Below are 13,730 nucleotides of genomic sequence, written 5' to 3'. Positions count from 1 at the left end.
CTCGGGCGGTCGCGGCATCGCAAACAGGCCCTGCGGGCGCAGGAGAAGCGAAGATCGGAAGCACCCTATCCGCTTCCTACCGGCGAGCAACTTCCGCGTACGGGCGAAGTTTTGAATGCGTGTATGTACCCGGTGCGCCGCTGGGCCCGCCCGTGCCCTGGCACCGGTTCCGCGGAGTTCTCCGGGCCCCTTGTTGAACATGATTATCAACTGCTACGGTCTCGGTATGCACCACACGCCGCCCGAAGGCCGGCTGCCGGTCACCGTGCTCTCCGGTTTCCTCGGCGCCGGCAAGACCACCCTCCTCAACCACGTGCTCGGCAACCGCGAAGGACTGCGCGTCGCGGTCATCGTCAACGACATGAGCGAGATCAACATCGATGCCTCGCTCGTACGGGACGGCGCCGCGCTCTCCCGCACCGAGGAGCGGCTGGTCGAGATGACCAACGGCTGCATCTGCTGCACGCTCCGCGACGACCTGCTCGAAGAGGTCGAACGGCTGGCCCGGGCCGGCCGCTTCGACCACCTGCTCATCGAGTCCAGCGGCATCTCCGAGCCGATGCCGGTCGCCGCCACCTTCGCCTTCGCCCGCGACGACGGCGCCTCCCTCACCGACATCGCCCGCCTGGACACGATGGTCACCGTCGTGGACGCGGTGAACTTCGACGACGAACTCGGCCGCGGTGACGATCTCGTCGAGCGCGGCCTGGCACCGGTCGAGGACGACGAGCGGACCGTCAGCGACCTGCTCGTCGACCAGGTCGAGTTCGCCGACGTGATCCTGCTCAACAAGACCGACCTGGTGTCGAGCGAGGAGGCGGACCGGCTGGAGGCCACGCTGCGGCGGCTCAACCCGGCGGCACGCGTGCTGCGCACCGTACGCGGCGACATCCCGGTCGCCGAGATCGTCGGCACCGGGCTCTTCGACCTGGCCAGGGCCGAGCAGGCGCCGGGCTGGGTGGCCGAACTCAACGGCGACCATGTGCCGGAGACGGAGGAGTACGGCATCTCGTCCGTGGTGCTGCGCGACCCGCGGCCCTTCCACCCCGGGCGGCTGTGGGACCTGATCACCGGACCGCTCGACGCCGGCACGTACGGCACCGTCCTGCGGTCCAAGGGTTTCTTCACGCTCGCCACCCGGCCCGACGTCACCGGGCTGTGGTCCCAGGCGGGCGCGGTGGCCCGGTTCGAACCGACGGGCGTCCACGACCACGACCACGGGCACGACCAGGAACACGGCCACGGCCACCCCGACGAGCACGGAGCCGGTGACCGGACCGCCGTACAGGGCCAGGAACTGGTCTTCATCGGCACCGGCCTGCGGGCCGACGCACTGCGCGAGGCGCTGGCCGACGCCCTGCTCACCGCCGGTGAACTGGCCGACGGCCCGGCGGCCTGGGCCGCGTACGACGACCCTTTCCCCGCCTGGGACCTCACCGTCCAGGTGGCCTAGACCCGGGGATGTCCGGCGGGCCTGGCAGCCCTCGTCGGGCATTCCCGAAACCCGGGTGGCGGCGGGCGCCGGAGGACTGCGGTCCGGCGCCCGCCCCGCCCGCCGCGCGACCGGTCCCTGTCCTGCCGGTCACGCGCCCGGCACCGGCGGCTCCACAGCGAAGCTGCCGGTGTTGGCGCGTACCCACCTCCGCAGATGGGCCAGCGGTTCCAGCGCGCCGCGGCCCAGCTCGGTGAGCTCGTACTCCACGCGGGGCGGGACCTCCGCGTGGACGGTCCGGCTGACCAGGCCGTGGGCCTCCAGCCGGCGCAGCGTCTGGGTGAGCACCTTCGGGCTCACGCCCTCCAGCTTGCGGCGCAGCTCACCGAAGCGGCGCGGGCCGTCCTCCAGCGCGGTGACCGCCAGCCCCGTCCACTTGTTGGCGAGCAGTTCGTAGACGGCCCGGCCGGGGCAGAGCAGCGCGTAGATGTCGTGCCGCGAAGCCTGGTCCGTACTCGGGTGAATCCCTCGCTGTGCAGTCATGGTTCCCAGAAGATAGCAAGGTCCCTTGCGGGTTATCAGGGTCCTTCGCCTAGCGTCCCCGCCATGACGAATCCCACCGCACCGGTCCGTGTCGGCATCATCGGTCTCTCCGCGCGCGGCGGCTGGGCGGCGCAGGCCCATCTGCCCGCGCTCCGCCGTCTTCCCGGCTTCGAGGTACGCGCCCTGTCGGCGAGCAGCGCGGCTTCGGCGCGGGCGGCCGGTGAGAAGTACGGCGTCCCGCTCGCCTTCGGAAGCGCGGAAGAGCTGGTCCGCAGCGACGAGGTGGACCTGGTGGTGGTCAGTGTGAAGGTGCCGCTGCACCGCGAGGCCGTACTGGCCGCGGTCCGGGCCGGCAAGGCCGTGCTGTGCGAATGGCCGCTGGGCAACGGTGTGGCGGAGGCGGAGGAACTGGCGGCGGCCGCGGCGGCCGCGGGCGTGCGGACCTTCACCGGGCTGCAGGCGCGCACCTCGCCCGCGGTCCGGTACCTCCGTGACCTGGTCGCCGACGGGTACGTGGGGGAGGTGCTCTCGACCAGCCTGGTGGCCTCGGGACGCGGCTGGGGCGCTGAGTACCGGCCGGGTGTGGAGTACGTCCTGGACCGGGCGAACGGGGCCACCATGCTGACCGTCCCCTTCGGACACACCATCGACGCGTTCGCCATGGTGCTGGGCGAGTTCACCGGGCTGTCGGCGGTGACCGCGACCCGGCGCCGGACCGTGCACGAGGAGGGCACGGGGCGTCCCGCGCCGATGACCGCGGCGGACCAGATCGCGGTGAGCGGGCAGCTCACCTCAGGCGCGGTGGCGTCTGTGCACTTCCGCGGCGGGCTGTCGCGCGGCACCGACTTCCACTGGGAGATCAACGGGACGGACGGCGACCTGGTCGTCACGGGCGACTCCGGCCACCTCCAGCAGGCCGTGCTCACGGTGCGCGGCGCCCGTGGCGACACCGCCCGCCTGGCCGAACTGCCCGTACCGGCCCGCTACTACGACACCCCGGCGCTCGGTGACGTGCTGGACCGTACCCCGTACAACGTCGGCGCCCAGTACGCCGAGATCCTCGCCGACCTCACCGAAGGCACCGCCGCCGTACCGGACTTCGCGCATGCCGCCCGCAGGCAGCGGCTGCTCGCCGGGATCGAGCGGGCAGCCGCTACGGGAGAGCGTGTGACAGCGCCCTAGTAGGGCCACTTCCAGTCCGCGACCTCCGGCATGTCCGTCCCGCGCTCGCGGATGTACGCATGGTGCCGGGTGCGCGCGTCCTGCATCTCCTGGCGCAGCGCCGTGGCCCGCACGGCGAGCCCCGGCACCCGGTCGATGACGTCCATGACCAGCCGGTACCGGTCCAGGTCGTTGATGACCACCATGTCGAACGGGGTGGTCGTGGTGCCCCGCTCCTTGTAGCCGCGGACGTGCAGGTGGGCGTGGCCGGTACGGCGGTAGGCCAGCCGGTGGATCAGCCACGGGTAGCCGTGGTACGCGAAGATCACCGGCTTGTCGGGGGTGAACAGCGCGTCGTACTCGGCGTCCTTCATGCCGTGCGGATGGTCCTCGCTGGGCAGCAGCCGCGCGATGTCCACGACGTTGACCACCCGTACGGCCAGGTCGGGCAGGTGCTCGCGGAGCAGCGCCGCAGCGGCCAGCACCTCCTGGGTCGGCACGTCGCCGGCGCAGGCCAGCACCACGTCCGGCTCGTCGCCGTCGCGCTCGGTGCCCGCCCAGTCCCAGACGCCCGCGCCCCGCGCGCAGTGCGCGATGGCCTGGTCCATGTCCAGCCAGTCGAAGGTGGGCTGCTTGCCCGCCACGATGACGTTGACGTAGTCCCGGCTGCGCAGCGCGTGATCGGCCACGGAGAGCAGGGTGTTGGTGTCCGGCGGCAGGTAGACCCGTACGGCCGGCGGGTACTTGTTGAGCACGTGGTCCACGAAGCCCGGGTCCTGGTGCGAGAAGCCGTTGTGGTCCTGGCGCCAGACGTGCGAGCTGAGCAGGTAGTTGAGCGACGGGATGGGGTGCCGCCACTCCAGGTCGCGGGTGACCTTCAGCCACTTGATGTGCTGGTTGACCATCGAGTCGACGATGTGCACGAACGCTTCGTAGCAGGAGAAGAGGCCGTGCCGGCCGGTGAGGAGGTAGCCCTCCAGCCAGCCCTGGCAGGTGTGTTCGGAGAGGATCTCCAGCACCCGGCCGTGCCGGTCCAGGTCCTCGTCGGTGTCCAGCAGCCGGTCCTGCCAGTTCTTGCCGGACGCCTCGTACACCGCCTGCAGCCGGTTCGACGCGGTCTCGTCCGGGCCCACCACACGGAAGTTGCGGCTCTCCGCGGTGTCGGCCATGATCCGTTCCAGCAGCTGTCCGAGCACCTTGGTCGGCTCGCGCAGCTCGGTGCCGGGCTGCTTGACCGGTACGGCGTACTCGGTGAGCGGCGGCATGGGCAGGGAGCGGGTCAGCTGCCCGCCGTTGGCGTGCGGGTTGGCGCCCAGCCGGCGCGCCCCCTTCGGCACCCAGCGCAGTACCTGCTCGCGCGGGCCGCCCCGCTCGTCGAAGAGCTCCTCGGGGCGGTAGGAACGCATCCAGCGCTCCAGTTCGCGCAGGTGGTCGGGGTTCTCGCGGGTGCCGGCCAGCGGGACCTGGTGGGCGCGCCAGGTGCCCTCGACGGGCTTGCCGTCGACCTCGCGCGGCCCGGTCCAGCCCTTCGGCGTGCGCAGCACGATCATGGGCCAGGGCTGCCGGGCGGGCGGGGCTGTGGCGGAGCCGTCCCGGGCGGCGCGCTGGATGCCGGCGATGCGGTCCAGCGACCGGTCCATGGCGGCGGCCAGCTCGCGGTGCACGGTGTCCGGGTCGTCGCCCGTGACGTACACCGGGTCGTGGCCGTACCCGCGCAGCAGCGCATCCAGCTCCTCCCCGGGGAGCCGGGCGAGCACCGTCGGATTGGCGATCTTGTAGCCGTTCAGGTGCAGGATCGGCAGCACGGCCCCGTCGTGCTGCGGGTCCAGGAACTTGTTCGAGTGCCAGGACGTGGCCAGCGGCCCGGTCTCGGCCTCGCCGTCACCGATGACACAGGCCACGACCAGTCCGGGGTTGTCGAAGGCGGCGCCGTACGCGTGCGCCAGCGAGTACCCCAGCTCACCGCCCTCGTGGATGGAGCCGGGCGTCTCGGGCGCCACGTGGCTCGGCACGCCGCCGGGGAACGAGAACTGCTTGAACAGCCGGGCCATGCCCGCCTCGTCCTGGCCGACGTCCGGATAGATCTCCGAGTAGCTGCCCTCCAGCCAGGAGCCGGCGACCACGGCGGGGCCGCCGTGCCCCGGCCCCCAGATGCACATCGCGTCCAGGTCGCGCTCGACGATCACCCGGTTGAGGTGGGTGTAGACGAGGTTGAGCCCGGGCGAGGTGCCCCAGTGGCCGAGCAGCCGGGGCTTGATGTGCTCGGGAGCCAGCGGCTCGCTCAGCAGTGGATTGTCCAGCAGGTAGATCTGGCCCGCCGCGAGGTAGTTCGCCGCCCGCCAGTGGGCGTCCAGCGCCCGCACGTCCTCGTCCGACAGGGGGGCGGCCGCCCGGCCGCCGCCGCTCTCCGCCGTCCCGGTCCCCGGTGCATCCCGCATGTATCTACCCTTCTCCGGCCTTCTCCAGCCTTCTCCGGCTTTCCCGTCGAACCGACCCTTTCCATGCTGGGAGCCGGGGCGCCACCCGGCAACGCAGGATCGGCCGGGGTACGCGGTACCCGTGGCCGGAAGAGCAATGCCGGCGGACCGCCGGGGATCTCCACGGGAGGAGGGCCGGTCACGTACCGTGCGGGCAGGAGGCGGCGGACGGCCGCCGCACGCGAAGGGGGAACGCGCATGGATCCGGAGATCGCGGCGCTGGCGGGCACCGCCGGCACGACACTCGTCACGCTGATGGCCACCGAGGCCTGGCAGGGCGTACGGGAGGGTGTCGTCGGCCTGTGGCGGCGGGTCCGCCCGGACCGCGCCGACGCCGTCTCGGCCGAGCTGGAGGCGGCTCGCGAGGACCTGCTCGCGGCCCGCGGCACGGAGGACGAGGAGACCGAGGAGGAGCTGCGCCGGGACTGGCAGGGCCGCATCCGCCGGCTGCTCGCCGCGCGCCCGGACGTCGCCGACGACCTCCGCGCGCTGCTGGCCGAGGTCTCCCCCGACGACGCTCCGGCGGCCCCGGTGATCACCCAGCACGCCACGGCCTCCGGCTCCGCCCGGGTCTACCAGGCGGGCCGGGACCAGCACCTCCACGAACGGTGACGCGCACGGTGACGCGCACGGTGACGCCGGTCACGGCGGGCCCGAAGCCTCTTACGGGTCAACTTACTCCGGAGTAAGGTCGCGCTTCCCGGGCCTCTTCCGGCGGCCCGCCCTCCCGGGCCGCTCTTTGCGGCCCGCTCGCACTCCCGGCCCGTACTGGAGGCGCCATGTCCCGCACCACCGACCGCACCGCTGACCGCATCACCGACCGCACCGCACGTTCGCCCAAGCTGCTCGCGGGCCTGCTGGCCGGTGCGGGGGTGCTGCACTTCGCCGCGCCCAAGCCGTTCGACGCGACCGTGCCGCGCGCCCTGCCCGGCGCGGCACGTGGCTGGACGTACGCCAGCGGCGTGGCGGAGCTGGCCCTGGCGGCCGGCCTCGCCCACCCGCGTACCCGGCGGGTGGCGGCCCTGGCCACCGCCGCCTTCTTCGTCGGTGTCTTCCCCGCGAACGTCCAGATGGCCGTCGACTGGCGGCACCGCCCAGCGCCGCTCAGGAACGCGGCCCTCGCCCGCCTCCCGCTCCAGGCCCCCCTCGTCCTCTGGGCCCGCGACGTCGCCCGCCGGGCGGGGCGCTGAGGCGGGGACCGGCGACCCGCTGAGCCGGGAACGGGTCGGCCCGCTGAGCCGGAAGGGACCGGTCAGCACCCGCGCACCGCTGGGGGAAACCCCAGCGACATCGGGGTACTTGCGCCAATGTGACGGGTGGGGCGGGAGCGACAGAGTACGGGCATGACGACCGCGACTCACCTCCGCCGACGGCAGATCGCCGCATCCGCCGTGCTCGCCACGGCATGCGCCGTGTCCCTCCTGGCACCGTCCGTACCCGCCTCCGCCGACAGCCCGCCCCCGACGGCGGCAGCCGCCTCCACCGCCCCCTTCGCCCCCTTCTTCTCCTCCGCCTCCCTCTTCTCCTCCTCCGCCTCCTCCGGCGAGCGGCACGCCGCACGCGGCTCCGTCGTCTCCCGTACCGAAGTGGCCGACCTGACGGCGGCCGAGGTCGCCGCCCGGCTGGAGCGGGCGGGCATCGACGCGTCGCAGGTCCGGTACGGCGTACGGGCGCACCGCGTCGTCTACCGGACCCGCGACGCCAAGGGCGCGCCCACCACCGCCAGCGCACTGACGGCCGTACCGGCGAACGGCCGACGGCACCTCCAGGCCGTTTCCTGGCTGCACGGCACGACCGTGTACCGGGGCGACGTGGCCTCCGTGAACCCGGATTCCACCGACCGGGCCGCCGCGCTGCTGTTCGCCTCGACGGGCCGGGCCGTCTCGGCACCGGACTACCTCGGGCTGGGCGAAGGGCCCGGCACCCACCCGTACGGCGACCCGCGGGCCACCGTGGACGCCGCGCTGGACGCGCTGCGGGCGACCCGTACGGTCGTACGCCGGGACGGCCGTACCCTCGCCCGGCGCGTGAAGGTCAGCGGGTTCTCCCAGGGCGGGCCCGCCACGATGATGTTCGGCCGGGCGCTGCAGCAGCGCGTCGACCCCTCCTTCCGGCTGGGTGCGCTCGCCCCGATCGCCGGCCCGTTCGACCTGAGCGCCTTCGAGGCGGCGGCCGCGGACGACAAGATCGTCCGGTCCTCGCTCTACCTCGCCTACTTCACGGTCGCCTGGGACCGGCTGTACGGGCTGTACGACGCGCCGGGCGAGGCGTTCCGCGCCCCGTACGACAAGACCGTGGAGACGCTCTTCGACGGCGACCACACGTCGTCGGAGATCGCGGCCGCGCTGCCGCCTGCCTCGAAGGACCTGTTCACCGAGGCGTTCCTGGAAAAGGTGCGGCACCCCACGGGCGAGCTGCGGCGCCGGCTGAACACCCTGGACACGACATGCGACTGGCGGCCCACCGTCCCCATGCACCTCTACCACGCGAAGGGCGACAAGGACGTCGCGTACGACAACACGCTGCACTGCCAGGCCCAGTTGACCGGGAACGGCGCCGAGCACCGGCTCACCGACATCGGCCAAGCCGACCACAACACCACGGTCCGCAAGGCCCTGCCCCTGGTGGCCCGCGAGTTCAACTGACCCCTGCCTACGGTCACCGGTCCTCTGCGGTCAGACTCCCCGCCAGACGTTGTCGAAGGCCGCCTCCTCGATGGCGCGCCGTTGCCGTACGGCCTCCAGTTCCAGCAGCGCGTCGTTGACGGCGGCCAGCACGGCCGCCACCACGTCGTCCACGTCGTCCACGTCGTCCGTCACGGGCGGGGGCTCTCCGACCGGGGGCTCTCCGGCCGACTCACCGCGCACTCCGAGGGCCGCTCCGAGGGCGGCCAGGACGGGTTCGTCCGCCGCCCAGCGGTCCACCGCCCGGCGGCGGTCGGCCGTATCCGCCGGTGCCGGATGACCGGCCCGGGAGAGCAGCCGGCGGGAACGCTGCCGGGTGAGGAGCCCCTCGGCCTCCAGAGCGGCCAGGTACGCCTGGGCGAGTCCGCGGCCCCGGCGCCACAGCCAGTCCTCGACCGACTCGTACGGCGCCTGCCGGACGACCGCAGCGGCGGCCTCGGCCAGCAGGTGATCCCCCACCGCCGGCTGGTCACGCGGCACGATGCGATCGCCGTCCAGCCCGACGGCCCGGGCGGCCAGGAGGTCGATCAACTCGGCACCCGCCAGCGCGAGCGACAGCTCGCCCTGCTCCGGAGGACGGCCGGGTGCTGTGTCCAGAACGGTGAGCAACAGGTCCCGCGATGTCGTCATGGAGGCTCCACCTCGAAGAAGACGACCGGCGTCACACGCCGGGCCCGTACGAGCTTACGGAGCGGGACCGACTGCCGCACCGGTTACCGAGCCCCACCCCTCACAGCTCGGCGCACAACAACAAGGCCCAGGTCCTCCGACCTGGGCCTCAACTCTGGAGCGGGTGACGGGAATCGAACCCGCGCTCTGAGCTTGGGAAGCTCATGTTCTACCATTAAACTACACCCGCGTGACCGCCTGATCTTGCAAGGCGGTGCATCGTCGCACACTGTACCCCATCCCTGGCCTCCGGTGCATTTGACCGTGAGGCCTTTGTCATGTCCGGGGGTGGTGCGGGGGGCGTATGCGGGGTGCGGGGTGCGGGAGTTGGGGCGTACGGTGGGGACTCTTCCCCGGTTCGGAGTGCCGCCTGGGAGTGCGCCCAGTTCATCCCCTAATGTGGCTTTTGTTGTCCATGCGTTTGGGAGAGGGACTTGATGGAGCGCACCGTCGTCCGTTGTGCCGAAGGGCACGTGTTCAGCACCGCTTCGTTCCCGATGCAGACCACTGACCGGCTCGGTCCCGGTCGGCTGCTGCGGTGCCCGCGCTGCGCGCGGCTGCGCCACGCGGTCCCTGTGCAGATGGAGAAGCGTTAACGAGAGCGGCGAGGGCCCGGTTCCCGGAAGGGGGCCGGGCCCTCGCGTATGCCCGGAAGGGGACGGCGGCGGGGCAGGGACGGGACGGGGCGGGGTGAGGAGCCGGGGCGGGAGCGGGATGCGGAGCCCCGGGTACCGGACGCGTATCCTCGTGGCGTGCTTCTCTCAGACAAGGACATCCGGGCCGAGATCGACGCGGGCCGGGTGCGTATCGATCCCTACGACGAGTCGATGGTCCAGCCGTCGAGTATTGATGTGCGCCTCGATCGGTACTTCCGAGTGTTCGAGAACCACCGGTACCCGCACATCGACCCCTCCGTCGAGCAGCTCGACCTGACGCGGGAGGTCGTGCCCGAGGGGGACGAGGCCTTCATCCTGCACCCGGGCGAGTTCGTGCTGGCGTCGACGTACGAGGTCATCACGCTGCCCGACGACATCGCGTCCCGGCTGGAGGGCAAGAGCTCGCTGGGGCGGCTGGGGCTGCTGACGCACTCGACGGCCGGCTTCATCGACCCCGGGTTCAGCGGGCACGTCACGCTGGAGCTGAGCAACGTCGCGACGCTGCCGATGAAGCTGTGGCCGGGCATGAAGATCGGGCAGCTGTGCATGTTCCGGCTCACCTCGCCGGCCCAGTTCCCGTACGGGTCGGAGCGGTACGGCTCCCGCTATCAGGGGCAGCGCGGGCCGACGCCCTCGCGGTCGTTCAAGAACTTCCACCGTACGCAGGTCTGAGGACCGTACGGCGGCGGGGGAACGCAGTGGCCCGGCGGCGTGCTCGCAGGGGAGCGGCGCCGTGGGGCGGGATCGCTAGAGGGCTGAGAGAGATACGTGAGTGACGTGCGGGAAAATCTGACGTACGAGCGCTTCGGCGTCGCCATCCGCGAGCTGGCGCAGACGATCGCCGACGACGGGTACGAGCCCGACATCGTGCTGAGCATCGCGCGCGGTGGTGTGTTCGTCGCCGGCGGTCTGGCGTACGCGCTGGACTGCAAGAACATCCACCTGGTGAACGTGGAGTTCTACACCGGCGTGGGCGAGACGCTGGAGATGCCGGTCATGCTGGCGCCGGTGCCGAACGCGATCGACTTCTCCGACAAGAAGGTCCTGATCGCGGACGACGTCGCCGACACCGGGAAGACGCTGAAACTGGTGCACGACTTCTGCCAGGGGACCGTCGCCGAGGTGCGCAGCGCGGTGATCTACGAGAAGTCGCAGTCGCTGGTGAAGTGCGAGTACGTCTGGCAGCGCACGGACGACTGGATCAACTTTCCGTGGAGCGTCGAGCCGCCGGTCGTCCGGCGTGAAGGCCAGGTTCTCGACGCCTGAAGTCCTCTGCCGGGCGCACCGGTCGGTGCGTATGGCGAAATCGGGCCAATCCTGTGGCGGGTGTTCCGCCGGGGTCTACCTGCGAGTAGAAACCGGCGGTAACAGCAGACCGGAGGGGAGGCCCAATGGTGCGTGCGAGACGAGGGCGGCGGCTGGTGACCGCAGCCGCCGCCGTGATGGTGCTGACCGGTGGTGTGACCGCCGCCGGTACGGGGGCGAGCGTGGCGGCCCAGCCGTCGGCCGGGGCCGCGGCGGCCGTGGCGGACAGCAAGCCGCTGCCGCCCGAGCTGGAGAAGATCAGGGCCCGGGAGGCCACCGAGCTGTACGGGGACCCGGCCGAACGCCCGATGGAGCAGCGCAAGACCTCGCTGATCTCGCTGGGGGACAGTGAGATCTCGGGCGAGGGCGTCGGGACGTACGAACCGGGGACCGACGGGCCGGACAACTGGTGCCACCGGTCGCCGGACGCGGCCATCCACCGGACCGGCATCGCCGCGGACGTGACGTACAACGTCTCCTGCTCGGGTGCGTACACCGGGAACATCAGGGCCGGTGGCAGCAAGCAGTACGCCGATGAGCTGGTGCAGAGCGACAGCCTGGCGGTCAAGGCCAGGAACACCCGGCTGAAGATGGTCGTGCTGGTGGCCGGGGCCAACGACGACCTGCAGTTCGGGCCGGTGATGACGGACTGCGTCACCCGCTGGCTCCTGCTGCAGGGCGCCTGCGAGCCGAAGTACGCGCCGGGGTGGCAGGCGCGGGTGGACGGGCTGGTGCCCAAGGTCGAGCAGACCGTCGCCGACCTGCGGACGGTGATGCGGGACGCCGGGTACGCGGACGGCGACTACAAGCTCGTGGTGATGGGCTACCCGAGCCCGATCGGGCCGGACATCGAGGACAACCCGAACTACCCGGGGAAGCTGCCGGGCGGCTGCACGGGCTACACCTCCGACTCGGCATGGGGGCGCAACGCCGCGGTCCCGGCCTTCGAGGAGGGCATGCGGAAGGCGGCGCGGGACTCGGGCGCCGTGTACCTGGACAACTCGCGGCTCTTCCACGGGCACGAGGTGTGCATGGAGGACCCCTGGGCGCGCGGCCTGTACGTCGACCTCTCGAACCCGTTCCCGCCGGACGCCAACTCCGTACGCCAGTCCTTCCACCCGAACGCGCGCGGGCACGCCGCCTTCGCCTCCTGCCTCACCCAGCTCTACGCCTCCGGCCTGCGCGAGGCGTCCTGCGCGGACCCGGCGAGCACGGGGAAGCCTGAGCTGTACGCGGGGGCCTGGGACGACGCGTACCGGCCGCTGACGAACGCCGGTACGGGAAGCTGCGTGGACGCGACCGGTGGCAGTTCGCGCAACGGCACCGCGGTCGGCGGCTGGGACTGCAAGGACCAGCGGAACCAGGGCTGGTGGTACGACAGCGGCCGGCGGTCGCTGCACGTCGAGCTGACGCAGGACCGGTGCCTGGACGTGCCGGGGGCGAAGTACGAGGCCGGGGCCGGGCTGGTGCTCTGGAACTGCTCGGGCGCGGCCAACCAGCGGTTCGTGAAGGACGGGCAGACCATCCGTCCGGAGGCGGCCCGCGACCTGTGCCTGACGCTGGCCTCGGCGAAGGACGCGCTGCGACTGCGGAAGTGTGAGGGTGCGGCTACGCAGCGTTTCACGTGAAACCACGCGGACCGGGCGGGAGTTCGGCACGGGCCGCGCGCTGGTCGATATGCGACAGGGCCCCGTTCCCTCGGGAACGGGGCCCTGCCTCAGGATGTGTCGCCGGTTCTGCGGGCAGCGGGCGGCGCTACAGCGTGCCGAGCTTCACCAGGGCCAGCAGGGCGACCAGCTGGATCGCGGAGGCGCCCAGCGCCTTGGGCCAGGGCAGGTCGTGCGACCTGCGGACCATCGTGGTGAAGAGGTAGGCGGCGGCGAGCCAGGTCAGCCAGCCGATGACCTGCACGAGCGTGCTGTCACCGCCCAGGAACATCGCGAAGAGCAGCCGCGGCGCGTCCGTGATCGACATGATCAGCATGGACAGGCCGATGGTCGGCTGCCACGCGCCGTCGCCGCCGAGCTGCCGGGCGAGCGTGTGGGTCACGGCCCCCAGGATCAGCCCGCCGAGGACGAACATCACGCCGGTGATCAGCACCCACGGGATGCTCTGGGAGAGCGTGGCGTTGAGCACGTCCTCGCGGGCCGCGTCGAAGCCGAAGACCGCGAGCAGGCCGTAGATGAAGGTCACGACGAGGGCCGGGGCCCACACCGCGTAGTCGCGCATCTGCCAGAAGGTCTGGTCGGGCCGGCGGACGATGCCGGTCAGCAGTTCCTTCCACGGCAGCCGCGGGCCGGCCGGCGGCGCCGCCGACTGGCCGGCCTGGTAGGTGCTGCCCCCGCCGTACTGGCCGTCGTCGTACGGCGCGTTGCCGTACTGGCCGCCGTACGCGTCCGGCGCCTCGCCCACACTGAACTGCTGGGTGTGGCCCGGCGCGTCCGAGCGGGCGCCGCCGTAGGGCGGCTGCTGCGGGGCGTGCCCCGCGTCGCCGAAGTACTCGGGCTCACCGTGCTGCCCGGCCCCCCGGGCCGCGCCGTGCGGAGCCTGCTGCTGCCACTGCCCCTGAGCGGGGGGCGGAGCCTGGCGGCCGTACGGCGTCTGCTGCTGACCGTAAGGTGCCTGGCCGTACGGGGCAGGCTGACCGTAAGGAGCCTGCTGACCGTACGGGGCCTGGCCCTGCTGCCCCTGCTGCGCGGCGCGGGAATCCCGCCCGCGACCCATCCTGAATCCAGCCACGGTTCGAACGTACCTGGTCCCGGCGGTTCGCAGGCGGGAGAGAGCGGACAGGACGGGCATTGCT

The 13,730-nt window shown here is 72.0% G+C and carries 12 protein-coding genes and 1 tRNA gene; 8 read left to right on the top strand and 5 right to left on the bottom strand.

Annotation, left to right across the window (positions count from 1 at the left end):
- Positions 1-226 precede the first annotated feature (226 nt).
- Positions 227-1,453 carry a GTP-binding protein gene (locus AAC944_RS18500; protein ID WP_037773017.1) on the top strand — a complete coding sequence of 409 codons (1,227 nt, stop codon included), beginning with the start codon at positions 227-229 and terminating at the stop codon, positions 1,451-1,453.
- 129 nt (positions 1,454-1,582) lie between these two features.
- Here AAC944_RS18500 and AAC944_RS18495 read toward each other — a convergent pair whose 3' ends face one another.
- Complete coding sequence (locus tag AAC944_RS18495) at positions 1,583-1,975, bottom strand: winged helix-turn-helix transcriptional regulator (RefSeq protein WP_051872208.1); 393 nt, start codon at positions 1,973-1,975, stop codon at positions 1,583-1,585.
- Between the two features lie 63 nt (positions 1,976-2,038).
- Here AAC944_RS18495 and AAC944_RS18490 point away from each other — a divergent pair, with 63 nt between their 5' ends.
- The gene (locus AAC944_RS18490) at positions 2,039-3,157 is read left to right on the top strand and encodes a Gfo/Idh/MocA family protein (RefSeq protein ID WP_030621507.1); all 1,119 of its coding nucleotides are present in this window, start codon (positions 2,039-2,041) and stop codon (positions 3,155-3,157) included.
- Here AAC944_RS18490 and AAC944_RS18485 read toward each other — a convergent pair.
- The gene (locus tag AAC944_RS18485; RefSeq protein ID WP_051872207.1) at positions 3,154-5,574 is read right to left on the bottom strand and encodes a phosphoketolase family protein; all 2,421 of its coding nucleotides are present in this window, start codon (positions 5,572-5,574) and stop codon (positions 3,154-3,156) included. The two genes, AAC944_RS18490 and AAC944_RS18485, sit on opposite strands and share 4 nt — an antisense overlap.
- A 237-nt stretch (positions 5,575-5,811) precedes the next feature.
- Here AAC944_RS18485 and AAC944_RS18480 point away from each other — a divergent pair, with 237 nt between their 5' ends.
- The 3 genes from AAC944_RS18480 (at position 5,812) to AAC944_RS18470 (ending at position 8,258) form a co-directional block, all read left to right on the top strand.
- A complete protein-coding gene (locus AAC944_RS18480; protein ID WP_030621502.1) occupies positions 5,812-6,225 on the top strand; it encodes a hypothetical protein in 414 nt (137 codons plus the stop codon).
- Between the two features lie 167 nt (positions 6,226-6,392).
- Positions 6,393-6,803: a DoxX family protein gene (locus AAC944_RS18475; RefSeq protein ID WP_051872206.1), complete on the top strand. Its 411-nt coding sequence runs from the start codon at positions 6,393-6,395 to the stop codon at positions 6,801-6,803.
- 153 nt (positions 6,804-6,956) lie between these two features.
- Positions 6,957-8,258: an alpha/beta hydrolase family protein gene (locus AAC944_RS18470; RefSeq protein ID WP_107054224.1), complete on the top strand. Its 1,302-nt coding sequence runs from the start codon at positions 6,957-6,959 to the stop codon at positions 8,256-8,258.
- Between the two features lie 30 nt (positions 8,259-8,288).
- Here AAC944_RS18470 and AAC944_RS18465 read toward each other — a convergent pair whose 3' ends face one another.
- Positions 8,289-8,927 (bottom strand): GPP34 family phosphoprotein, encoded by a 639-nt coding sequence (locus AAC944_RS18465; RefSeq protein WP_030621496.1) that lies wholly within the window; start codon positions 8,925-8,927, stop codon positions 8,289-8,291.
- Between the two features lie 155 nt (positions 8,928-9,082).
- Positions 9,083-9,156, bottom strand: a tRNA-Gly gene (locus AAC944_RS18460).
- Positions 9,157-9,718: 562 nt separating this feature from the next.
- Here AAC944_RS18460 and dcd point away from each other — a divergent pair.
- The 3 genes from dcd to AAC944_RS18445 all read left to right on the top strand — a co-directional run bounded on the left by dcd (position 9,719) and on the right by AAC944_RS18445 (position 12,555).
- Positions 9,719-10,294 carry a dCTP deaminase gene (dcd, locus tag AAC944_RS18455; RefSeq protein WP_030621494.1) on the top strand — a complete coding sequence of 192 codons (576 nt, stop codon included), beginning with the start codon at positions 9,719-9,721 and terminating at the stop codon, positions 10,292-10,294.
- A 96-nt stretch (positions 10,295-10,390) separates the two neighbouring features.
- Positions 10,391-10,888 carry a phosphoribosyltransferase gene (locus tag AAC944_RS18450; RefSeq protein ID WP_030621492.1) on the top strand — a complete coding sequence of 166 codons (498 nt, stop codon included), beginning with the start codon at positions 10,391-10,393 and terminating at the stop codon, positions 10,886-10,888.
- 125 nt (positions 10,889-11,013) lie between these two features.
- On the top strand, positions 11,014-12,555 hold the full coding sequence (locus tag AAC944_RS18445; protein ID WP_030621489.1) for a ricin-type beta-trefoil lectin domain protein: 1,542 nt from the start codon (positions 11,014-11,016) through the stop codon (positions 12,553-12,555).
- A gap of 127 nt (positions 12,556-12,682) precedes the next feature.
- Here AAC944_RS18445 and AAC944_RS18440 read toward each other — a convergent pair whose 3' ends face one another.
- Complete coding sequence (locus AAC944_RS18440) at positions 12,683-13,651, bottom strand: Yip1 family protein (protein ID WP_030621488.1); 969 nt, start codon at positions 13,649-13,651, stop codon at positions 12,683-12,685.
- Positions 13,652-13,730: the final 79 nt, after the last annotated feature.

The organism is Streptomyces sclerotialus (assembly GCF_040907265.1).
GTDB classification, from domain to species: domain Bacteria; phylum Actinomycetota; class Actinomycetes; order Streptomycetales; family Streptomycetaceae; genus Streptomyces; species Streptomyces sclerotialus.
This window is presented reverse-complemented; position numbering and strand designations above follow the sequence as displayed.